This is a genomic window from Parvibaculum sp., from assembly GCF_002684405.1.
In the GTDB taxonomy this organism is placed as follows: Bacteria; Pseudomonadota; Alphaproteobacteria; order Parvibaculales; family Parvibaculaceae; genus Parvibaculum.
Genome location: NZ_NYVD01000145.1, coordinates 41,094 through 63,043, shown reverse-complemented (window position 1 = coordinate 63,043; position 21,950 = coordinate 41,094). Strand labels below are relative to the sequence as shown.

Here is a 21,950-nt window from a genome sequence, read left to right as displayed (position 1 = left end):
TTTCCGGCTATGCCTCCATACCGGCGACGATCGAGCCGGTGGACACCGCATCGGCGGAGGTGCATGTGACGTTACTCACGCGGCGTCAGCTCGAGATCATGAATGCGACGGAGGACCTCGGCGTCGAGTACGATCTGCACCGTATCGATTCATCGCTTCTCTATCTGGAAGACCTCCATGCCTCTTCCGGTCTTGAAGTGGATGCCTATATCTCGTGTCATGGGGCGATGAGGATGGACGGAAAGCCGGTGGCGCTTGCCGCCGTGCCCCAGTCCGGTCATGGGTTTCAGGCGCTGGCCCAGCCCGACATGCAGAAGCGTCTCCACGATCTGACCGCGCCGGAGTTGCCTTTCGACGATTTCGTGGCGGGCAATATCAAGGGCGAGGCAGGCCGTGCGCGAACGCTCGAGGCGATTGCGCGGCATTGCCGGAGCGAGTGATCAACGGGAAAGCGAGGCGAAAGATGGACAAGCAGACGCAAACGGAACTCGAAGCGGCGGCCTTTCGCAGGCTCCTCCAGCATTTGCGCGACCGCCATGATGTGCAGAATATCGATCTGATGATCCAGGCGGGCTTCTGCCGGAACTGTCTTGCCAACTGGTACAAGGACGCGGCGGCGGAAAAGGGTCTCGATCTCTCCAAGGATGATGCCCGCGAGATTGTTTATGGTGAACCTTTCGCCGACTGGAAGGCGAAATACCAGAAGGAAGCGACGCCGGAACAGCAGGCGGCTTTCGAGGCGGCCTCCAAGGCTCATGGCTGATCGGGCGTGGATAAAGGAGTGTGCGCATCGCGGCGCATCCGATATCCACAGTTTTTTGAAATGCATTTCTTGCCGGATGGCAGCGCAGTCCTATATCGTCCCGCCCCTTGATCCTTGAAATCGCAAGAAGGCGGGACGGCGCACATGGCTGACGGCAACACACCTGTGGAGACCAATGTGAATACGGGCGTGAATACGGGTGGCGTGGCGCAGGACCAGCTGCGTTCGATCGTGGAGCGCATCGAGCGGCTGGAAGAAGAAAAGGCCGCCATCGTCAACGATATCAAGGAAGTCTATGCCGAAGCCAAGGGCAATGGCTTCGACACCAAGACGCTGCGGCAGGTCGTGCGCCTGCGTAAACAGGACAAGGCCGAGCGCCAGGAGCAGGAAGCGGTTCTGGAACTCTACATGCACGCGCTCGGTATGGTGTAGAGCACGCATATATCCCGGGCAGGCGTCACCGGCGGACGCATCCTGTCCGAACCTCTCCTGATTTTTCTGCGTTCCGTTTTACTGCGCGGTCGGATCGAATTCTGTGCCGTCACCCATTTCATTCAGTGTCGGCGCGCGATGCCTTGCGAAGCTGCTCCAGGTGAATTTCGTCTGGTCGGAATCGATCGACGAGACGCCGTGTTTTCTGCGCCCTGTCAGAAAATTGTAGCTGTCTGAGGAAATGGAACCGTCCGCGCGATTCACCTCGTAGCTGTCGAAGCCGATCAAGACGAAATGCCCGTCCTGCCACCGAAAGGTGAAGCCGCGACTCCCCATGCCGGAACTCGTGCCGGAAAAAAGCCCGAGGGATACAAGCAATGTGCCGTTTTCGATCCACACGCCGCCGCCGGTCACACTGTCGATAACGTCTTCGAGCTCAGGGGAGTCGTGACGCGGTATCAGGCGGTGGTTGCTCGCGATTCTTCGATATTGACCGTCTCCGTCGGAGAAATAGATCGCGAGCATATAGGGGTTGGTGTCGAAGGATTGAGACGGTCTCAGTGCGGGGTCATTGTCGCGCAGCAGGAGAACGAAATCCTTGTGCCCGTCCCCGTTCAAGTCGCCCCACACAAGGGAGGAAGACTGCCATCCATCGGGTACGACAGCTTGCGCCCTGTCTACCATGGGAGGGAGGGTCGGATAGGCCACCGGACGGATATTTGCGGAGACGGCGGGAGCGGCAGTGCCGCACAGGACCGACAGGAACGCCCCGAAAGCAACAGAACGGGATCCAGGTGTTCGCATCGCACACTTCCTTGCTGAAAGGCGTTGTCGCATCGATTGCAGTTTCCGGGATCGGGCGTGCGTCCACAATGATGCCACAAGCATAGGAATACTATCCGCCGACGCAAATGAGGAGCTCGCCATGAAAAGAAAACATCGCCCAGGCAACAAGTTTCAGGTGCTCACCGTGACGGCGCTTATGGCCGGATCATTTGGAATGTCCGCTCAAGCGGATGCGGCCACGAATGTGGCGCCCGAAACGCCGCCGATCCATATCCAGCAGGAGGCCTGGGGGATGAGAGATGGCGCACCGGCAGTCCGGCAAGATTACGAAGAAGCTGCGGCGGTGTGCCGTAAAGCAGGAGCGGCCCTCGACTTCACGCCGCTGAGTTCCGATACGATCGCCAGGTTGGGGCATACCTATTACGACATCTGGTATGAGGGCTCCAACATGTCGATCCATTCGGTCAGCTGGGGGTTCAAGATGGGGCCATCGGGCACAAAACAGTGCCACTTCACAGCGGTCCGCAGTGAACGCGAGGCCATCGCCAATGCGCATGGGGCGTATTCGATCAATCTGGACGATGGCACAGTCGTAAGAGATCCGGCGTATCGGGTTGTCCGAAACGCCGCCCCTGCGGGGAACCAGGCACAAGAGACGAAAGCCCAAAACGAAGAAGCCGCGGTGATGGCCGAACTCAGAAAGCAAGGCTATGGCGGCATAGCCGACCAGGCGCAGACAACGACATCCCAGACGACAATCGCCGGCCAACCGTGCCTGATGACAAAACGCGTGGATGGGGGAAGCGCGTGCTTCTGGTCCGGCGGTGCAAAATGGGGCTTCAAGGACGAAGGGTCTATCGACGACATCGGATACATCTCCGGCTATGACCCGGATCTGACTCATGTCGACGAGGTGCAGCTTCCCGGCGCCGAGATCCCGCTATCGTCCAGACCCTCAGATGGTGTCGGCACGCAACTTGTCACCAACCAGATGACGGTAGGCCAGAACCCCGACGCCGATCCGTTCAAGGTCCCGGACGGCCTGCAGTCGAACACGTCAATACGTTAGGCTTGCCATTATATGAATGGTATCGAGAGCTATCCGGGCTCAGTGCGATCTGAACCGGTCTGCGCCGGACAATCCTTTGATTATTCATTCGTCTACGGATGAGTTCGGCCGATCGAAGGTCTCGGGCGCGATGTGTTGCGGCGGTCCGGGCGGGGGCGTCGTTTCCCTTTTATCTTTCGTCCAAACTTGGCAAGCTACGGGGTGCCGGTGCCTTCGTCTTGAACGCGGCCCGGCAGGCGTTCGGGGGTGGATGTGGCCGATAAAGAGGCCGGCAATCGCGAAAGCGGGGCCGGGGAGCCGAATATAGTGGACGGAGTGGAAGCTGCCGCCGCGGATATGAGTTTCTCCGCGGTGGTCGATGCCGTCTACACCTATGCCTCCGACCCCTATCACTGGGAGGAGATGACGCGCTTCCTCAAGCAGATCGAGCTGGGCGAGGAGCAGCCGGATATGGCCGCTTCGGTGGAAAATATCCGGTCGCATCTGGAACGCGCGCAGGAGATCGCAGGTCGGCTCCATGGCGAACAGGCGGAGGAGGATATCTCCCGGTCCTATGCCTATCTCGTTTTCGGGCGAAACAGGCGGGTGCTTGCCCGCTCGCGTGGCGCGGAGGTTTTTCTGGCGCCCTATGCGGCGCAGGGTATGTCGCCGGGCGCGCGGCTTTCCTTTTCGATGCCGGAGAACGAGGCAAGGCTGGGCGAGGTGATCGGGCAGCTCCAATCCACGGCGGATGGATTGCCCCTGCTGTTCCGTCTTTATGACGAGGCGGGAGACGAGTCGGTTGTCGGCTATGCGGTGCCGGAAGCCAACCTTCCGCGCGGTCTGCGCGATGCGATTTCGCTGCCGATGGAAGAGCGTGACGGGGCGATAGCCATCATCGCGCCGGAACCGGACCCGCCCGCGCGGCGCAACCATGTCTTTCGCCGGGCGCTGGGCCTCAGCCGCGCTGAAGCAAGGCTGGCCTCGCATCTCCAGGAAGGGCTGTCGCTGAAGGAGGCGTCCGAGGATCTCGGCGTCACCGTCAATACCGCCCGCAACCAGCTCAAAAGCATCTTCGAAAAACTCGGCATCAACCGGCAGAGCGACCTCGTCCGGCATCTGACGCAGTTGAGCCAGCTATCTGCCTATATCCGTTTCGGAACCGAGGAAGAGGCGAAAATCGCAGGTTTCGGGACGGCCATTCACGATGTGCCGCACCGTTTCGTCGAGCTGAATGACGGGCGGCGCATTGCCTATCGCGTTTATGGCCGTCTCAACGGAACGCCCGTGGTGCTGATGCAAAGCTCGCTCAGAAGCAGCCTGGTCTGGCACAGGGAGGCGCAATCGGCCGCGGAACTCGGCGTCAGGCTGATCGTTATCGAGCGGCCGGGGACCGGTTATTCGACCGCCGATCCCGAGATGACATTCGAAAGCGCGGCGCGCGATGTCGAGGAATGGGCGGACAAGATCGGGCTTGAAAAATTTTCCCTGCTGACGCGGTCGTCCTCCGCGCCTTTCGGGCTCGCGGTTGCCGCGCGCATGGGATCGCGCATCGTGAAATACATGATGGTGGCGCCGCGTTTCGGGGCGCCGGAAGGCGAGCCGGGGCGGCGCGGCATGCTCGGCTATTTCTTCAGCAATCTGCGCCGCTATCCCTGGTTGCTCGATTCAACGCTTTTCATTCTGCGGGCCAAGATGTCCCGGCGTTTCATGCGGCCGCTGGTTTTCAGCTTTTTCGAGCAGTCGCCGCGAGACATCGCCTATCTGGAGGACGAGCCGGATCTGGTGGAAGACATGATCGACGCCGTGATGGAATCGGTGGCGCTGACCTATAGCGGGCTGCTGAGGGAATCGGCGCTTTTTCTGGAGGGCGTGAACATCGATCTGACGGGGCTCTCCGCGCCGCTTCACATCTGGCATGGGGAAGAAGACCGGATCGTGCCGCTGGCGGAACTTCGGCGCCGGATCGACGAGATGAAGCTCGAGCTTGCCGAATTCCGCACCATAGCGGGTGAGGGGCATGCCGTGGTCTCGCGTCTCCACCGGGAGGTTCTGGAAGCGCTTGTCGGAGACGGTGCCGGTTAGGCAACGCCCTCCGGCCGCCGGGCGGCTCCGGCGATTTATGGTCCATTTGCACTATTAAGCCGTGTGCCTCGGCCACTTACCAATTGTCGCATGCCGGCGGACGGACATGGGGTGCCGTCCGGGCAATGGAGACAATGGGTCATGAAAAAGATCGCGATTGCAGGTTTTGCAGCGGGGCTGGCGGTGACGCTGGCCGGGTGCCAGACAACGGGTATCGGCGGGGCGAACACGGCGGCCTCCTATATGGGCGCGGCCAATGCGGCCAGCGGGGCCTATATGGGCGGCGGCGGTGCGCCGGCTGGTTCCACCATGGCGGCCTCGCAGGTGGATGACGGCAAGAAGAGCTGCGAGCAGCTCCGGGCTGAAATCGAAGAAACGCAGGCTATCGAACAGGCGGCGAGCTCGGATGCGTCGAGCGCCGCGATGACGTCGACCGTGTCGAATGTGGCGACGTCTTTCGTCGGCTATTTCGGGGGTGTGGGCGCCATGCAGGCCACGAACGCGGCCGGGCAGCTCACCGGGCAGCAAAAGGCTCAGGCCGAGCAGCGTGCCCGCGACGCAGGCGTTCGCCGCCAGGTGCTGACAGGGATCTATCAGGGAAAGAACTGCTGAAGCTGGGGATGGCGTCGACGGTATCCGCGGGCTGCCGTCCGGCGTGACACCCGAACGCCCACCCCTGGCGGCATGCGGATGGGAGGGGAAGCGCTTGCGCTTCCCCTCTTTCCATATCAGCGTTCGCGGACTTCGAGGCCGAGATCGCGGACCTTGCGGTACAGCGTGGAGCGGCCGATGCCCAGACGGCGGGCGACTTCGGTCATGTGGCCGCGATATTTCTCGATGGCGAGGCGGATCATTTCCGCCTCGATATCCTCAAGCTTGCGCACATTGCCCGCATCGTCGGTGACGGAAATGCCGTCTGCGAAGTTGGAGCGGGCAAAATCGGCCAGCGTGTGCTGCTGCGGCGCGGGCTGCGGGCGATAGGCCGGCTGCTCGGCGGCAACAGGCGCCGCCGCCGGTGCCTCGTTGTAATAGTCCGGTTGCGGGGCAGGGGCCGGAGAGGCGGACGCTTCGGCATAGCCGCCGATCATGCTGGCGATCTGCGGGAAATCGTCCACGTTCAGGCTTTCGCCGTCGGCCAGCACGATCGCACGGAAGACCGTGTTTTCGATCTGCCGCACGTTTCCCGGCCAGTCGAAGGCGCGCAGCATGGCCAGCGCCTGATCGGAGATGCCGATCACCTGCTTGTTTTCCTCCGCGGCGAGGCGTCGAACGAAATGCGCGACGAGTTCGGGAATGTCTTCCTTGCGTTCGCGCAGCGGCGGCACATGGATGGGGAAGACGTTCAGCCGGTAATAGAGGTCTTCGCGGAAGCGGCCTTCCTTGACCATTTCGAGCAGGTCGCGGTTCGTCGCCGAGATAAGGCGGATATCGACCTTGACCGGCTTCTTGGAGCCGACCGGATCGACTTCGCCCTGTTGCAGCGCGCGCAGGAGCTTCACCTGCATGTCGAGCGGCAGTTCGCCGATTTCATCGAGGAACAGCGTGCCGCCATTGGCTTCCTGGAATTTGCCGGCATGCTTGTCGGCAGCGCCCGTGAAGGCGCCTTTTTCATGGCCGAAGAGAATGCTCTCGACGAGATTTTCCGGGATGGCGCCGCAGTTCACGGTCACGAAGGGTTTGCCGGCCCGATCGCTCTCGCCCTGAATGGCCGAGGCGATCAGCTCCTTGCCGACGCCGGATTCGCCTTCGATGAGGATCGGAATGTTGGACTGCGCTGCGCGTTTGCCGAGGCGGATGACGTTTTCCATCGCCTTGCTGGAGGCGATGAGGTCTTCGAAGGTGAGTTTGCCCTGCTGCTTCTTCTGCAAACGGGAGATTTCACCCGTCAGCGCGTTGACCTTGAGCGCATTGCGGATCGACACATGCAGGCGTTCGGGGCTGACGGGCTTCACCACGAAATCCGTCGCGCCCGCGCGCATGACATTCACCACCGTCTCGATGCCGCCATGGGCGGTCAGCACGATGACCGGCAGGTTGGGCTTTTGCGGGGTGACGCGCTCCAGTACTTCAAGGCCGCCCACGCCCGGCATGACCAGGTCGAGTACCATGAGCGATATTTCCGAGCCCGACGGTCCCTGAAGATAGTCGAGGGCAGCCTCGCCGCTCTCCACGGGCACCGCGCGATAGCCGTCGCGCTTCACCACTTCTTCCAGGATGCGGCGCTGAGCGGGATCGTCGTCCACGATCAGAATCGATTGTGTCATTCTCGTCCTCGATTATGGGCAGTCCCGCTACTTGGTTCGGGAGATGGCCTTGGCTCAGGCTCTATACTGGGGTGCATTGGTAAAAGGCCGCTTAATCCCGGGACACGAAGTGCCAAAAAGGGGCGATTCTGTAAAAGGACAGTATTACTGACCTAATATGACGCTAATTTGGGCGGATATTATGGAATTTGAGCATTCGTTAGTGCCGCACTGTGGCCGCCACGGCACGACTGACGCAGAAATGTCATATCGACTGCGATAGCTGTTGAAGGGATTGGGGATTCCTGCAACCAATTGACCGAGCGCTTTCCAGAATGGGCCGGTCCTAGGACGGCCTATGCGGGGGCATGTGCGAAATAGTGACGGAGATGGGGATGAAAATCTTTTCCCGGCTGACGGCGTTGGCCTCCCTCCTTGTGTTGGCAGGCTGCGGCACGTGGACGGCCGAATCCTACCTGCATGAGGACATTCAGGGAGATACGTTCAACGCGTGCCTCGCGCGCGAATATCAGGATCGCGCCACGTCCGAGGCTTATGTGGATTGCAACTGGGTGGACACTGCCCAGATCGTGAAGAAGGGTCGTGCCGCTGCGGCCGGCCAGAATGTGATGCCGTACGATCCGGCCACCATGGGCGTTCTGCCGGGCGATCTCCCGGAACTTCAGGATGCTCGTCAGAAGCTGCTCGCAGCTCTCGACGATGGCGGACGCACGAGCGAACGTGCCTGCGCCTGCGCCAAGGCGCAGCGTTATTATGATGGCTGGGTGGAACAGGCGAGCGACAACAAGCTCGGCGAAAACGGTTCCTGGCTCGGTGGCGAAGGTGGTCCGGTGCAGCCGGGTCGCGTGGAAGCCGAGAAGGCCGCTTTCTGGGAAGCTCTGACCGACTGCCAGAAGAAGGCTGCCGGCCCCTGGACCATCTATTTCGGTTTCGACAAGTACAACCTGACGCCGGAAGCCCAGGCCGTGATCGACCAGATCGTGTCCGAGACTTCCACGCCGCTGGCTGTGGTTGGTCACACCGATACGTCCGGTTCCAACGCCTACAACCAGGCTCTCGGCCAGCGTCGTGCCGACTCGGTTGCCGGTGCTCTTTCCGCTCAGGGCAAGGAACTGTGCGAGAAGGCTTCGAAGGGCGAAACGGACCTCGCCGTGCAGACCGGCGACGGTGTGCGTGAGCCGCTCAACCGCCGCGCGGTTGTGACGACCTGCCAGTAAAACGGTAGCGTCATCGAAAAGATCGGGCCCCGGCAGCGATGCCGGGGCCCTTTTTTATGCGGGTCCGCTCCGTTGCGCCGGTACCCTGCAGGGCGGCGTCATTAAATTACCGCGCTTTCGTTGAAGGCTTGTGCCGGGCGCTCAATATAGGATTGAGTGTCCTTGTCGCCCCTTCCGCCGCTTGCGCTTTTTTGTCCAGTTACCCGGAGCCGCCCCACCATGAGTAATCTTTCCCCCCAGGAAGCCGCCGGTCTGCCCAATGCGGCCAATGACGACCTGTCGCTCGGCAAATTGCCGGTCTGGGACCTTGCCGATCTTTATGCCGGGCCGGACGCGCCGGAGGTGTCGCGCGATTTCAGGCGGGCGGAGGAGGCGGCCCAAACCTTCGCCGCCAATTTCCGCGGGCGGGTGGAGGAGATCGCGTCTTCTCCGCGCGGCGGGGACGTGCTGGCGTCGATGATCGAGACCTATGAGACGATCGAGGATCTGCTCGGGCGGCTCATCTCCTATGCGGGGCTTCTCTATGCGGGCAACAGCGTCGATCCTGCGCGGGCGAAGTTCTACGGCGATACGCAGGAGCGCGTGACCGCGATTTCCACGGAGCTTCTTTTCTTCACGCTGGAACTCAACCGGATCGAGGATGACGTGATGGAGCGCGCGCTGGAGAGCCCGGCGCTGGCGCATTACGAACCCTGGCTGCGCGATCTCAGGGCAATGCGGCCCTATCAGCTTTCCGACGAGGTCGAGACCCTGCTGCACGAGAAAAGCGTCTCGGGGCATGCCGCATGGAGCCGCCTTTTCGACGAGACGATGGCGCGACTCACTTTCGAAATCGATGGCGAGAAGCTTCAGCTGGAAGGCGCGTTGCACCGGCTTTCCGACAAGGACCCCGCCACGCGCGAAAAGGCCGCTCATACGCTTTCCGCCGTGTTCGCAGAGAATGCGGGCCTTTTTACGCTCGTTACCAATACGCTGGCCAAGGACAAGGAAATTGAGGACCGCAAACGCGGTTTCACCGATATTGCCCAGTCCCGCCACATCGCCAACCGCGTGGAGCCGGAAGTGGTCGAGGCGCTGGTGGGCGCCGTGGCGGCCGCCTATCCGCGCCTGTCGCATCGCTATTATGCGATGAAGGCAAAATGGCTCGGCGTCGACCGTCTGGAATATTGGGACCGCAATGCGCCGCTGCCGGAAACGGATGACGAGGTCATCTCATGGGACCGGGCGCGCGACACCGTGCTGGAGGCCTATGGCGGGTTCACGCCGGAGATGGCGCGAATCGCCACGCCGTTTTTCGAAAAGGGCTGGATCGATGCGCCGCTCAGGCCCGGCAAGGCGTCCGGCGCCTTCGCGCATCCCACCGTGCCGAGTGCGCATCCTTATGTGTTGCTCAACTATCAGGGCAAGACGCGCGATGTGATGACGCTTGCCCATGAACTCGGTCACGGCGTGCATCAGGTGCTGGCGGCAAAGCAGGGCGCGCTGATGGCCGATACGCCGCTGACGCTTGCCGAAACCGCCAGCGTCTTCGGCGAGATGCTGACCTTCCGCAAGCTGCTGGCGGGGGCGAGCGATCCGGCGCGGCGCAAGGCGATGCTGGCGGGCAAGGTCGAGGACATGCTCAACACCGTGGTCCGTCAGATCGCTTTCTACAGTTTCGAGCGGCGCATCCATGAAGCGCGGCGCGAGGGCGAACTGACCTCCGAAGACATCGGCCGCATCTGGATGGATGTGCAGGGTGAAAGTCTCGGTCCGGCGGTCCATCTCGGCGAGGGCTATGAGCATTACTGGTGCTATATCTCGCACTTCATCCATTCGCCTTTTTACGTCTACGCCTATGCGTTCGGCGATTGCCTGGTGAATTCGCTTTATGCGGTTTATGAGGGCGCGCCGGAGGGCTTTGCGGAGCGCTATATGCAGATGCTGGCGGCGGGCGGAACGCTGCGCCACAAGGAACTTCTGGCGCCTTTCGGTCTCGATGCGAGCGACCCTGCCTTCTGGCAGCAGGGGCTTTCGGTGATCGAACGCTTCATCGACGAGCTGGAGACGCTTTGATGGCGGATCGGCCTTCCGGCGACGGAGACCGCCCGGCACGGGATGCGGAAGGCAATCGCCTCGGGCGGCGGCTGCAGCGTTATGCGCAGGTCGGCGGCGGCATGAGCGGCGTTGCCGCGCGGCTCGTCGGCAACCGGCTTTTCGGTGACAGGCTCAACGAGAGTACGGCGCGCGAGCTGCGCGAGGCGCTGGGCGGCATGAAGGGGCCGATCATGAAGATCGCCCAGCTTCTGTCCTCCATTCCCGAAGCCGTGCCGAAAGAATTTGCCGAGGAACTGTCGCAACTCCAGTCCTCCGCACCGCCCATGGGCTGGCCCTTCGTGAAGCGCCGCATGCGTGCCGAACTCGGCGCCGACTGGCAATCGCATTTCAAGTCTTTCGAGCGCGATGCGGCGTTTGCGGCGTCGCTGGGCCAGGTGCATCGTGCGGTGGCGCCGGACGGACGCGAAGTCGTTTCCAAACTGCAATATCCGGACATGCAGTCCGCGGTGGAGGCCGATCTCAGCCAGTTGCGTGTGCTGTTGCAGATCTTTCGCCGCGTGGACAGTGCGATCGACACACGGGAAATCTATCAGGAACTCTCCGAAAGGCTGCGCGAGGAACTCGATTATGAGCGCGAGGCGGCGCATATGCGGCTTTACGATCTCATTTTCGAGGCCGATCCGCGCATCATCGTGCCGGCACCCGTGCCGGAACTGAGCACGAAGCGGCTGCTGACCATGACGCGGCTCGATGGCGAGCCGATCCTGTCCTTCCGCGATCATCCGCTGGAAGACCGCAACGAGATTGCGCGCTCCATGTTCGCGGCCTGGTGGCATCCCTTCGCGCGCTATGGCGTCATCCATGGCGATCCGCATCTGGGCAATTACACGGTGCGGACGCAGGACGACGTGCCGACCCAGAGCAGCACCAACAAGAGCAACACCAACAAGAGCGGCGCCAGCGAGAGCGGTTGGGCGATCAACCTGCTCGACTATGGATGCATCCGCATCTTCCCGCCGGCCTTCGTCGCGGGCGTGATCGAGCTCTACCATGCCATCGCGGCGGATGATCGCGACCGGGCCGCGGCGGCCTATGAGCGCTGGGGCTTTACCGGGCTCAACAATGAGATGATCGACACGCTCAATATCTGGGCGAAATTCATCTACGGGCCGCTGCTGGACGACCGGGTCCGCTCGATTGCCGACGGGGTGAGCCCGGCCGAATATGGCCGCAAGGAAGCCTATCGCGTGCATCAGGCGCTGAAGGAACTCGGGCCCGTGACGCCGCCGCGCGAATTTGTCTTCATGGACCGGGCGGCAATCGGGCTCGGGGCGGTGTTCCTGCATCTCGATGCGGAGCTGAATTTCCACGAAATGTTCATGGAGGCGATCGAGGGCTTCGACGTGGCGGCGCTTGCGACGCGCCAGCGCGAGGCGCTCGACGCGGCGGGTGTTCCAGCCTGACCGCCGTGAGGCTGCGTGAACGGAATTGCACAATAGGTTGAAGGGGTTTGGGCAAGAGCGGCCGGTCGATTTGCTTGCCGAGCGGAACACCTTTGCTATAGTCCGCACGCTCTGAATACCGGTACGAGCAGAAAAATAGAGGGGCGTTACGCAGATGGAAAAATTGGCTCAAGAGGGCTGGGGCGAGGAAATGGATGCGCAGGAGCATCTCGCCACTTATGAAGGCTTCATTACGTTCTCGAAGTACGGCACGGCTGCCGTGGCTCTTTTCGTAATCTTTCTGGCGATCGTTACGCTCTGATCGCCGAAGTTTGTGGGCGGGGACTTGACGTTCTCGCTCACCTGTATATTTACGAATAATTCTAATTTGCGACTGGCTGCCCGCCCGGGGAGCCGGTCCCGCTTTGCGGACCTCGAGTTTCGGTCCGCGTTCCCAGATGGCGGAATGACCCCAAGAGGCGGAAATTCATGAAGCTAGCAATTCCGAAAGAACGGTCCGATGGCGAGACCCGCGTCGCAGCGTCGCCGGAGACTGTGAAGAAGCTTGTCGGCCTCGGTGTCGATGTGGTGCTCGAAACGGGAGCCGGCGTTGCGGCGTCGCTGCCGGATGCGCTGTTCGAGGAAGCCGGTGCGAAGATCGGCTCCAGCCTCGAAGAGACGCTCAAGGATGCGGACCTCGTCTTCAAGGTTCGCGGGCCCTCCGACGAAGAGCTGGGGATGATGAAGCAGGGCGCCGTGCTGGCGGCCACGCTCAATCCCTATGACAACAAGGACCGGCTGAAGGTCTACGCCGAAAAAGGCATCACGACCTTTGCGATGGAGCTGATGCCGCGCATCACGCGCGCCCAGTCCATGGACATCCTGTCCTCGCAGTCGAACCTTGCGGGCTACAAGTCGGTCGTCAACGCGGCGGCGCATTACAGCCGCGCCTTCCCGATGATGATGACGGCGGCCGGCACGATTGCCGCGGCGCGCTGCTTCGTGATGGGTGTCGGCGTTGCGGGCCTGCAGGCGATTGCGACCGCGCGGCGTCTCGGCGCCGTCGTGAGCGCGACCGATGTGCGCTCGGCGACCAAGGAGCAGGTGGAAAGCCTGGGCGCGACTTTCGTCATGGTCGAATCGGAAGAGTCCGGCGATGCCGCCGGCGGCTATGCCAAGGAAATGAGCGAGGACTATCAGCGCCGTCAGGCCGAACTCGTCGCTTCGCACATCAAGAAGCAGGACGTGGTCATCACCACGGCGCTCATTCCGGGACGTCCGGCGCCGCGTCTCCTCACCGAAGAGATGGTGAAGACGATGAAGCCCGGCTCCATCATCGTCGATCTCGCCGCCGAACGCGGCGGCAACTGCGAACTGACCGAAGCCGGCCAGATCGTCGAGAAGCATGGCGTGACCATCATCGGCGAACTGAACCTCGCCGGTCAGCTCGCGACCGATGCGTCGGCGCTTTACGCCAAGAACCTTTTCAACTTCATCACCCCTCATATCGACAAGGAGAGCGGCACGCTCACCATCGATTGGGAAGATGAGACCGTCACCGGCACGGCGCTGACGCGCGAGGGCCGAGTGATCCATCCCTCATTCACCGAAGGAGGCAACTGATGGAAGCGGCCGTTATCGATCCTTTTGTTTTCCGTCTGGCGATCTTCGTGCTCGCGATTTTCGTCGGTTATTACGTGGTCTGGAGCGTGACCCCGGCATTGCATACGCCGCTCATGTCCGTGACCAATGCCGTCTCTTCGGTGGTGATCGTCGGTGCGTTGATCGCCGTCGGTCTCGATGCGACGCAGGCCGGCGATTCCGGTCTCGTCTCCAAGGGCTTCGGCTTCATTGCCGTCATCCTTGCCGCGGTAAACATCTTCGGTGGCTTCCTCGTCACCGCGCGGATGCTTGCCATGTACAAAAAGAAACAGCGGTAAGAGGGGCCCAAAGACATGTCAGCCAATATCGCGGCACTGCTCTATCTCGCATCGGGCGTGCTCTTCATCCTCGCGCTGCGCGGGCTCTCCTCGCCGGTAACCTCCCGGCAGGGCAACATTTACGGCATGGTGGGCATGGCGATCGCCATCGGCACCACGCTGTTCCTGCTTCAGGCGCAGAACACGCTCACCTGGCTGCTGATCGTCGTCGGTCTGGCCATTGGTGGCGGTATCGGCGCCATCATCGCGCGGCGGATCGCCATGACGGCGATGCCGCAGCTCGTGGCGGCGTTCCATTCGCTGGTCGGTCTCGCGGCGGTGTTCATCGCCTGGTCGGCCTTCCTTGCGCCCGAAGCCTATGGCATCGGCACACTGGGGGCGATCCATGCGTCCAACCTGATCGAAATGTCGATCGGCGCGGCCATCGGTGCGATCACCTTCTCCGGCTCGCTCATCGCCTTTGCCAAGCTCAACGGCAATATGTCGGGTGCGCCGATCATGCTGCCCGCGCGTCACCTCATCAATATCGTGATCGCGGCGGCCATCGTCGCGGGCGTGATCTGGATCGTGCTGGATCCGGCCAACCAGTCGGTCGAGCTTTTCCTCTTCATCACGCTGGCGGCCTTCCTGATCGGTTTCCTGCTCATCATCCCGATCGGCGGCGCGGACATGCCGGTGGTGGTGTCCATGCTCAACTCCTATTCGGGTTGGGCGGCGGCCGGTATCGGTTTCACGCTCGGCAATCTCGCGCTCATCATCACGGGCGCGCTGGTCGGCTCTTCGGGTGCGATCCTGTCCTACATCATGTGCAAGGGCATGAACCGCTCCTTCATCAGCGTTATCCTGGGCGGCTTCGGTGCCGATGCGGGCGCAGCGGCCGGCGCAGGCCAGACAGAAACGCGGCCCGTGAAGCAGGGCTCGGCGGACGATGCGGCCTTCATCATGAAGAATGCCAGTTCCGTCATCATCGTGCCGGGTTACGGCATGGCGGTGGCGCAGGCCCAGCATGTGCTGCGCGAAATGGCCGATCTGCTGAAGGAAGAAGGCGTGAAGGTTTCCTACGCCATTCATCCCGTGGCGGGCCGTATGCCCGGCCACATGAATGTGCTGCTGGCGGAAGCTAATGTGCCTTACGACGAAGTCTTCGAGCTGGAAGACATCAACAGCCAGTTCGGTCAGACCGATGTGGCTTTCGTCATCGGCGCCAACGACGTGACCAACCCCTCGGCGAAATCCGATCCGCAGAGCCCGATCTACGGCATGCCGGTTCTCGACGTCGAAAAGGCGGGCACGGTGCTTTTCGTCAAGCGCGGCATGGGCTCGGGCTATGCGGGCGTCGAAAACGAACTCTTCTTCCGCGACAACACGATGATGCTGTTCGGCGATGCGAAGAAGATGGTCGAAGGCATCATCAAGCAGCTCGACTGATCCGTCGCCTGACGGAATGCTGGACGAACAGGGCGGGCGGTGTTCACATGAGCACCGCCCGTTTTCTATGCGGTTATCCAATCTCAAGGGGGGAATGAAACATGGTCTGGATCGCGCGAATCGCCGTGGCGCTGGTGGGGCTCTTTTCGCTGGCCATGGGGCTGATGGCGCTTGCCTCGCCCGTGCAGCTCGGGACGACGCTGGGGATAGGCGCTTTGACCCCGCTGGGGCTCAATGCGCTCCGGGCGGATCTCGGCGCCTTCTTCCTTGCGAGCGCCATCGCAAGCGCGCTGGCGCTCTTTGCCGGTCGGGCAAGCTGGATGTGGGGCGTGGCGTGCCTGTACGGCCTCGCGGTTGCCGGACGCTTCCTCGGTATCCTCGTCGACGGCGCGCCGGAGGGAATCGCGCAGCCTGTCACGGTGGAGCTGGTGCTGGTCGTCTTGTCGGTATTCGGTGCACGGACGCTGGGCAGGAGCTGACGTCCTCTGAAGGAGAGAGCGCATGGACATCTATCACATCTGGTGCGGGCTGAAGCCGGACGTCCGGGACCATGAATTCGTCGATGCTTTTTCGAGTTATATGGAGCTTCTGGAGCGCGAAGGCGTGATCGCAGGCTGGCGCCTGACGCGCAAGAAGCTCGGCCTCGCGCCCGCGCATCTTGGCGAGTTCCATATCATGATCGAGGTGCAGGACCTGACCCAGCTCGATACCGCCTTCAACTGGGTGGCAAGCCGCGCCGAGCCTGTGGAGGGCGAGCATTACGGGCTGAACTCGCTGGTGGAGAATGTCAGCTTCGCCCTCTATCGCGATTTCCCCGATCCCGTGCGGGAATACGGGGAAGAAAGGTTCTGAGGCTCGTGAGCGATATCCTTATCCGCAATGCCGTTTTTCCGGCGGACGGAGAAGCGGTGACCGGCCTTATCGGCGAGTTGAACGATGCGGAATCGCAGATCGAGCCTAACCGGGCCGATGCGAGCGCGGCAGCGGCGCATTTCGGCTGGCTGCAGGACCATGTCGAGCGCCATGACGGCGAATGGCTGGTTGCCGAGCGGCAGGGCTGGATCGCGGGGGTTGGTTGCTACATCGTCGAGGAAGCGAATGGCGCCTATATTCGCCCGCCATTCCGGCGATACGCCATGATCCTCGATGTGAGTGTGACGGCGGATGCGCGCGGGCAGGGGATCGGGCGGCAGCTCATTCAGGAAATCGAGGACCGTGCAGGCGAGCGCAGGCTTGGCGAGGTTCGTCTGGGCGTGCTGGGCGGCAATGCGAATGCGATCCGCCTCTATGAAGAACTCGGCTATGGCGACTATGAGCGCGTCATGCGGAAGCTGCTTTAGAAGTTCTACTCGTCGGCGACGAAATCGAGCGCTTGATGGGCGGAACGCAGCGCATGGCGGCGCTTCAACGGCGAGTGCAGGAAGCGGTTCACAGCCGCCAGCATAAGCGGTACATGGGCGCCATCCGGGTCTTCAAGCCATTCGTCGCGCGCGGCCATGAGCGTCTTCAACAGATGCGCAGAGACGATCGGTTCGGTCTGACCGTGATCCAGCATGCCAATCAATTCGCTCTCGAAGAATGCTGCAGGGTCTTCAACGCTCCAGCCTGAAACGTCTTGCGCGCCATCGGTATAAGCGGCGTTCCTGCCGATGAAACAGGCCATTTGCAGCAAGCCTTGTGGCCATAGATCGGGCTGGGCGCCGCAAAGTTCGCGTACCGCATGAGCGAAGGTGAGCATATGGGTGAAGTCCAGCCAGCCTACATTGTCCGACACGGCATTCCTGGTCTGCTCCTGCCGGCTTGCGTCGAAATGCAGGAACTGCCACATGGCGGCTTCCAGTAGGACTGCGTGAAGACGCTGTGGCGGCAAGGCGGATGCCTTGACGGTCATGTCGAGCGCGTGCCGGATGGAGGCCGAGCGTAGCTCTTCCGGCGACGGGCATTCCTCGCCTTTTCTGTCCCATCGCATGAGAGCGTCGCCATAGAAGCGGAACTCGGGGATCAGGTCTTCCCGCGTCGCCAGAACCAGAGAGCGAATGAGCGGATAGAGGATGGCGGGCGCGGCGTTTTCGCCGAGGCGGTCGATCAGCGTTCCCGCTTTTTGCACATAGATTGCCGAATGGCCGAAATCGGCATAGTGGGCGAGCGCCGCGCGGGCGAGGGCGGGTCGGAGAATCTTGAAGTCCGCTCCTGTCTTCAACGCCGTGCGGACAAGGCTGATCGCTCTTTTCTCGTTCTCTTCCTCTATGGCGGCGGCAAGCTGGTCGGCATCGAAGGAGGCGGTGCCTTCGGGATAGGGGAATTCGTTCTCCCGCAGCGTGTCCCAACTCAGATGAGCAAGGATTTCGAGCAACGGCACGAATAGCTCGGTTTCCCCACTTGCGGAAACGGGGTGCGTTTCGCGCAGCCGAAGCCATTCCGCCGCCGCGGGATGGGCATGTGTCATGCCGAATTCGAAACGCGGCGACGCTACTTCCAGGGCGTGGCGGATGGCGTCCAGCGGATCGCCGCCCAGCTTGATGAAGCGGGCCAGCTCGCGCGCCATGCGGTCGTACTCGAAGCGATGCGATGCCGCCATGAGACGATGCAGGGCCTGCGCCCTGCCATGCTCGGCAGGTGGGTCCGAGATGTCGATCCAGATTTCCTCGCCGCGTAGTTCTGTGGGATAGACGCGAAGATCGTCACCGCCAAGCAGCGTCTTGCCCGAGGCGAGGTCGAATTTCCAGTTGTGCCAGTTGCAGGTGAGCGTGCAGCCGGAAGAGGTTTCCGACAGGCTGCCTTCCGCCAGCGGATAGCCTTCATGCGGGCAGCGATTATTGCAGGCGAAGATCCAGTCGCCCGAGAGGAAGAGTGCGATCTGGCGGCCTTCAAGCCTGACGATTTTTCGTCCCGTCCTGGCGAGATCTTTCAGACGCGCGGCCAGGACCATGTCTGGTTCAGTATCGCTCATAGCCTCCTCCCGGCTATTTCTTGAAGAACTCTGGGACGTGAAAAGGCGGGAGGCAAACGTAAATACGGGAGCTTTTTTGCAACCGGCGTGGCTTTTACGCAGGCCGCGTTGCGACTGCCAGCGCGGCGGCGATGATTTCTTCCATCAGCGGCCCGGGGGTTTCGGCATGCGGGCGGCCGGGGCCGATCATCAGGCCGCTGCCTTCCAGCATGCCGACTATGATTTCGGCGCGGTGGCGGATTTGGGTCTCCGGCAGGGCGGGGGTCAGCCGGGCGATGGCTTCCGAGAGCAGGTCGAGTTCGGTTTGGTAGAGCTCGGCCATGGCCGTTTTCGCATGGTCGTCATGCGCGGCCAGCGCCCAGAACTCCCAATAGAGAATGGAGCCTTCGGGCTTCCGGATGTCGTCCAGCACATAGCGGATAAGGGCCTCGAAGGCGGCTTCCGGGGCTGCGTCCTGTGCCGGCCATGTCTCGCTCGCCTGGCGGTGGCGTGCGCAGATATGGTCCGCAAGTGCCGCCACCAGTGCCGATTTCGACGGGAAATAATACTGGAGATTGCCGAGCGCGATGCCGCAACGCTCGGCCAGCCTGCGCATGGTCAGGCCGGAATAGCCTTCCTCGATCATCATCCGCTCCGCCTCGAGCAGCACGCTTTCCATGCGCTCGCGGCCGCGATTCCGGGCAGGCAGGGGGGCGGGAGAGGCTGGGTCGGTCATGCCGCCAGCATAGCCCGTGTTGACAATTAGGTCGATTGACTTAATTTAGGTCATATGACTTATTTTGAGGGATTGGCGTGATGTCGGGAACGAATGTCTATTCAGGTGTGTCGGACAGGATGGAAACGGCGATGTCGTTGCCGCCTGCGGCTTTTCGGGACAAGGCGGTCTTCGAAGCGGAAACGGACAGGATCTTCCGGCGCCAGTGGATGCCGGTGGCGCGGGTCGAGCAACTCGCCGAAGCGGGCGATTTTCTGACGCTCGATCTGGCGGGCGTGCCGCTCATCCTGTCGCGCGATGAGGAGGGCGCTCTCCATGCGCTGTCGCGGGTCTGCCGTCATCGCTCCATGCCCGTGGCGGAGGGCGAGGGCAATGTGAAAGCCTTCACCTGTCCCTATCATCTCTGGCGCTATGGGCTCGATGGACGGCTTCTCTCCGCCCCCGCCATGGAGCGGTCGGAGGCGTTCGATCAAGGCAAATGCGGCCTGCCGTCCTTTCCGGTCGATGTCTGGGAGGGCTTCGTCTTCGTCAATCTCGATATGGAGGCCGCGCCGCTTGCCGCCGCTCTGGAAGGGCTTATGCCGCTGGTCGCGGAGGACGGGCTTGCCGATATGCGCATCGTCAGCTCCCTGACCTTTCCCTCGCCCTGGAACTGGAAAGTGCTGGTGGAGAACTTCATCGAGTCCTACCACCATATAGGCCCGCATGCGGAAAGCCTGCAGCAGAGCAATCCCGCGTTCGGCACCTATGTGCCGGAGCTGCCGGAGGGCACGAATTTTACGGCGCTGGAAAATCCGCCGGTCGAGGGCGCGGACCCGTTCTCTGTCTATGTCGGCTTTCCCGCCTTCCTTCTGGTCGTGCTGCGCGGCGAAACGACGTCTGCCGTCTGGTATCGGCTCGATATCCGCGACGAGGCCAGTTTCGACCTCACGATCAATATTCTGATGAAGGAGCCGGAAGCCTCCGATGCCGAACTTGTTGCGGGTACCGCGGAGGTGCTGCGCCATATCCATATCGAGGACATTGCCGTTTGCGACGGGGTGCAGGCGGGGCTTTCAAGCCCGGCGGCGGCGGCCGGCCCGCTCAGCCATCTGGAGCGGGGCCTCTGGCATTTTCATCGCTACCTGAAGCGCGTGACGGGTAACGGATAAACAAAAACGCCCCCGGAAATCCGGGGGCGTTTTCGCTTGATCCTGACGGATCGAATTTCTTATTTGCGGCCGATGCCGGCTTCACGCTGGGCGCGCTTACGAGCGAGCTTACGGGCACGGCGAATGGCTTCCGCCTTTTCGCGAGCGCGCTTCTCGGAGGGCTTCTCGTAGAAGTTCCGCAGCTTCATTTCGCGGAAAACACCCTCGCGCTGAAGCTTCTTCTTCAGGGCCTTCATGGCCTGATCGACATTGTTGTCGCGGACGAGTACCTGCACGAGAAAATCCTGCTTATGGTTCAATAAGTTAGTCGCGGACCCGTTTTCAGGGCCCGCGACAGGGGGCTTAAGTATCAAAAGAATCGGGGTTTGTCCACACTGGCCCTCAAAAGCATCGACGAAAAGCGTCGAAATGCCCGACTTGCCGGAAGGGGGCGCAGCTTACATATTCGCGGCATGGCCATTCGCAAGATCGCCCGTATGGGCCATCCGGTGCTCGCCCGGAAGGCCGAAAAGGTTCCCGATCCGACCTCCGAGGAGGTACGGACGCTGGTGCGCGACATGATCGAGACCATGATCGACGCCAATGGCGCCGGTCTCGCCGCCCCGCAGGTGCATGAGCCCTGGCGGATCGTCGTCTTTCAGGCACCGCCGGAGCGCGCGCCGGAAGGCGTGGATGAAGAAGAGCAGTTCGACCATACCGCGCCCCTTACCGTGCTGGTGAACCCGGAGATCGAGATCATGAGCCCGGGCACCGAAGAGGGCTGGGAGGGGTGCCTGTCGGTTCCCGGTCTTCGCGGGCTCGTGCCGCGATCCACCCATATCGCCTATCGCGGGGTGACGCCCAGGGGCGAGACCATCGAGCGCGAGGCGCGGGGGTTTCATGCCCGTGTCGTGCAGCATGAATGCGACCATCTGGACGGTATTCTCTATCCTCAGCGGATGGACGATCTGTCGAAGCTGATTTTCGAGAGCGAGGCGAAGCACTGGCTGGACCTGGCGCAGGAACGGGAGCCGGACGAACGGGATGCCTGAAAAGATGACGTCGAAGGACAAGAACCGCGCCGCCATATTGAAAGCGGCCCTGCCGCATGTGGCGTTCGACGGATGGACGCCCGCCGTGATGCGTCAGGCGGCGCAGGAGGCGGGGATCGGTCATGAGGCGATGCGCGTTGCCTTTCCCGGCGGCGTGAACGATCTCATCGACTATTTCCTGGCCGATGGCGACCGCCGCATGGCGGAGACGCTGGCCGGCCGCGGCCTCGACAATATGAAGATCCGCGAAAAGGTGACGCTCGCAGTGCGCAGCCGGATCGAGGCCGATGCGGATCATCGCGAGGCGCTGCGCCGCGCCGTGAGCTATGCCGCGCTGCCCGTGGCCGGCGCGCTGGGGCCGCGCTCGCTCTACCGGACGGTCGATGCCATCTGGCGGGCGGTCGGCGACACCTCCGCCGATTTCAATTTCTATACCAAGCGGGCCATTCTGGCCGCCGTCTATTCGGCGGTGACGCTGCACTGGCTGGGCGATGAAACGGAAGGCTTCTCCAGCACATGGGCGTTTCTCGACCGTCGCATCGAGGATGTGATGCGGATCGAAAAGGCCAAGGCCGGCCTGCGCGGGATTGCGGAGAAGCTGCCCGATCCCGTCGGGCTGATGGGCCGCCTGCGCTATCCCGGCACGCGCGGATAAGGTGCC

Annotated in this window: 23 protein-coding genes and 1 pseudogene; 19 read left to right on the top strand and 5 right to left on the bottom strand. The window is 62.1% G+C overall.

Features of this window, described 5'->3' with window-relative positions; translation table 11 throughout:
• The 3 genes from CMI59_RS13830 to CMI59_RS13820 all read left to right on the top strand — a co-directional run.
• Positions 1 to 440 (top strand): hypothetical protein (locus CMI59_RS13830; protein ID WP_293328818.1); only part of this gene is annotated, 440 nt, incomplete at its 5' end.
• Positions 441 to 463: 23 nt separating this feature from the next.
• Complete coding sequence (locus tag CMI59_RS13825; RefSeq protein ID WP_293328817.1) at positions 464 to 763, top strand: DUF1244 domain-containing protein; 300 nt, start codon at positions 464 to 466, stop codon at positions 761 to 763.
• Between the two features lie 144 nt (positions 764 to 907).
• Positions 908 to 1,195 carry a DUF2312 domain-containing protein gene (locus CMI59_RS13820; RefSeq protein WP_293328816.1) on the top strand — a complete coding sequence of 96 codons (288 nt, stop codon included), beginning with the start codon at positions 908 to 910 and terminating at the stop codon, positions 1,193 to 1,195.
• A gap of 78 nt (positions 1,196 to 1,273) precedes the next feature.
• Here CMI59_RS13820 and CMI59_RS13815 read toward each other — a convergent pair whose 3' ends face one another.
• Positions 1,274 to 2,032, bottom strand: a complete 759-nt coding sequence (locus tag CMI59_RS13815; protein WP_293328815.1) for a hypothetical protein — start codon at positions 2,030 to 2,032, stop codon at positions 1,274 to 1,276.
• 88 nt (positions 2,033 to 2,120) lie between these two features.
• Here CMI59_RS13815 and CMI59_RS13810 point away from each other — a divergent pair, with 88 nt between their 5' ends.
• From CMI59_RS13810 to CMI59_RS13800, 3 genes are all read left to right on the top strand, one after another.
• Positions 2,121 to 3,050 (top strand): hypothetical protein, encoded by a 930-nt coding sequence (locus CMI59_RS13810; protein ID WP_293328814.1) that lies wholly within the window; start codon positions 2,121 to 2,123, stop codon positions 3,048 to 3,050.
• Between the two features lie 306 nt (positions 3,051 to 3,356).
• Complete coding sequence (locus tag CMI59_RS13805) at positions 3,357 to 5,114, top strand: alpha/beta fold hydrolase (protein WP_293328813.1); 1,758 nt, start codon at positions 3,357 to 3,359, stop codon at positions 5,112 to 5,114.
• Positions 5,115 to 5,255: 141 nt separating this feature from the next.
• Complete coding sequence (locus tag CMI59_RS13800; RefSeq protein ID WP_293328812.1) at positions 5,256 to 5,726, top strand: hypothetical protein; 471 nt, start codon at positions 5,256 to 5,258, stop codon at positions 5,724 to 5,726.
• A 116-nt stretch (positions 5,727 to 5,842) separates the two neighbouring features.
• Here CMI59_RS13800 and CMI59_RS13795 read toward each other — a convergent pair whose 3' ends face one another.
• Entirely contained in the window at positions 5,843 to 7,378 is a 1,536-nt protein-coding gene (locus CMI59_RS13795; protein WP_293328811.1) for a sigma-54 dependent transcriptional regulator, read from the bottom strand.
• A gap of 374 nt (positions 7,379 to 7,752) precedes the next feature.
• On the opposite strand from CMI59_RS13795, the gene CMI59_RS13790 reads away from it, so the two are divergent.
• The 10 genes and pseudogenes from CMI59_RS13790 to CMI59_RS13745 all read left to right on the top strand — a co-directional run bounded on the left by CMI59_RS13790 (position 7,753) and on the right by CMI59_RS13745 (position 16,782).
• Complete coding sequence (locus CMI59_RS13790) at positions 7,753 to 8,595, top strand: OmpA family protein (RefSeq protein WP_293328810.1); 843 nt, start codon at positions 7,753 to 7,755, stop codon at positions 8,593 to 8,595.
• Positions 8,596 to 8,814: 219 nt separating this feature from the next.
• Positions 8,815 to 10,650: a M3 family oligoendopeptidase gene (locus tag CMI59_RS13785; RefSeq protein ID WP_293328809.1), complete on the top strand. Its 1,836-nt coding sequence runs from the start codon at positions 8,815 to 8,817 to the stop codon at positions 10,648 to 10,650.
• A complete protein-coding gene (locus CMI59_RS13780; RefSeq protein WP_293328808.1) occupies positions 10,650 to 12,095 on the top strand; it encodes an AarF/ABC1/UbiB kinase family protein in 1,446 nt (481 codons plus the stop codon). The genes CMI59_RS13785 and CMI59_RS13780 overlap by 1 nt, the downstream gene beginning before the upstream one ends.
• A gap of 154 nt (positions 12,096 to 12,249) precedes the next feature.
• Positions 12,250 to 12,396, top strand: a complete 147-nt coding sequence (locus CMI59_RS13775; protein ID WP_293328807.1) for an aa3-type cytochrome c oxidase subunit IV — start codon at positions 12,250 to 12,252, stop codon at positions 12,394 to 12,396.
• Between the two features lie 167 nt (positions 12,397 to 12,563).
• Positions 12,564 to 13,697 carry a Re/Si-specific NAD(P)(+) transhydrogenase subunit alpha gene (locus CMI59_RS13770; RefSeq protein ID WP_293328806.1) on the top strand — a complete coding sequence of 378 codons (1,134 nt, stop codon included), beginning with the start codon at positions 12,564 to 12,566 and terminating at the stop codon, positions 13,695 to 13,697.
• A gap of 14 nt (positions 13,698 to 13,711) precedes the next feature.
• Positions 13,712 to 14,014: pseudogene (locus CMI59_RS13765) on the top strand (NAD(P) transhydrogenase subunit alpha); the annotation flags it as partial.
• A gap of 15 nt (positions 14,015 to 14,029) precedes the next feature.
• Positions 14,030 to 15,442: an NAD(P)(+) transhydrogenase (Re/Si-specific) subunit beta gene (locus CMI59_RS13760; protein WP_293328805.1), complete on the top strand. Its 1,413-nt coding sequence runs from the start codon at positions 14,030 to 14,032 to the stop codon at positions 15,440 to 15,442.
• 101 nt (positions 15,443 to 15,543) lie between these two features.
• Complete coding sequence (locus CMI59_RS13755; protein ID WP_293328804.1) at positions 15,544 to 15,921, top strand: DUF4345 family protein; 378 nt, start codon at positions 15,544 to 15,546, stop codon at positions 15,919 to 15,921.
• A gap of 22 nt (positions 15,922 to 15,943) precedes the next feature.
• Complete coding sequence (locus CMI59_RS13750) at positions 15,944 to 16,294, top strand: DUF6614 family protein (RefSeq protein WP_167090543.1); 351 nt, start codon at positions 15,944 to 15,946, stop codon at positions 16,292 to 16,294.
• 5 nt (positions 16,295 to 16,299) lie between these two features.
• On the top strand, positions 16,300 to 16,782 hold the full coding sequence (locus tag CMI59_RS13745; RefSeq protein ID WP_293328803.1) for a GNAT family N-acetyltransferase: 483 nt from the start codon (positions 16,300 to 16,302) through the stop codon (positions 16,780 to 16,782).
• 5 nt (positions 16,783 to 16,787) lie between these two features.
• Here CMI59_RS13745 and CMI59_RS13740 read toward each other — a convergent pair whose 3' ends face one another.
• The gene (locus CMI59_RS13740; RefSeq protein ID WP_293328802.1) at positions 16,788 to 18,392 is read right to left on the bottom strand and encodes a Rieske 2Fe-2S domain-containing protein; all 1,605 of its coding nucleotides are present in this window, start codon (positions 18,390 to 18,392) and stop codon (positions 16,788 to 16,790) included.
• A gap of 94 nt (positions 18,393 to 18,486) precedes the next feature.
• Positions 18,487 to 19,107, bottom strand: coding sequence for a TetR/AcrR family transcriptional regulator (locus tag CMI59_RS13735; protein ID WP_293328801.1), 621 nt, complete (start codon positions 19,105 to 19,107; stop codon positions 18,487 to 18,489).
• 80 nt (positions 19,108 to 19,187) lie between these two features.
• Between CMI59_RS13735 and CMI59_RS13730 the strand changes: the two genes are divergently transcribed.
• Positions 19,188 to 20,258, top strand: coding sequence for an aromatic ring-hydroxylating dioxygenase subunit alpha (locus CMI59_RS13730; RefSeq protein WP_293328800.1), 1,071 nt, complete (start codon positions 19,188 to 19,190; stop codon positions 20,256 to 20,258).
• A gap of 59 nt (positions 20,259 to 20,317) precedes the next feature.
• Here CMI59_RS13730 and rpsU read toward each other — a convergent pair whose 3' ends face one another.
• The gene (rpsU, locus tag CMI59_RS13725) at positions 20,318 to 20,557 is read right to left on the bottom strand and encodes a 30S ribosomal protein S21 (protein ID WP_205305178.1); all 240 of its coding nucleotides are present in this window, start codon (positions 20,555 to 20,557) and stop codon (positions 20,318 to 20,320) included.
• A 153-nt stretch (positions 20,558 to 20,710) separates the two neighbouring features.
• Between rpsU and def the strand changes: the two genes are divergently transcribed.
• Both def and CMI59_RS13715 read left to right on the top strand, forming a co-directional pair.
• Positions 20,711 to 21,289: a peptide deformylase gene (gene def, locus CMI59_RS13720; protein WP_293328799.1), complete on the top strand. Its 579-nt coding sequence runs from the start codon at positions 20,711 to 20,713 to the stop codon at positions 21,287 to 21,289.
• The gene (locus CMI59_RS13715) at positions 21,282 to 21,944 is read left to right on the top strand and encodes a COQ9 family protein (protein WP_293328798.1); all 663 of its coding nucleotides are present in this window, start codon (positions 21,282 to 21,284) and stop codon (positions 21,942 to 21,944) included. Before def ends, CMI59_RS13715 begins: the two co-directional genes overlap by 8 nt.
• Positions 21,945 to 21,950: the final 6 nt, after the last annotated feature.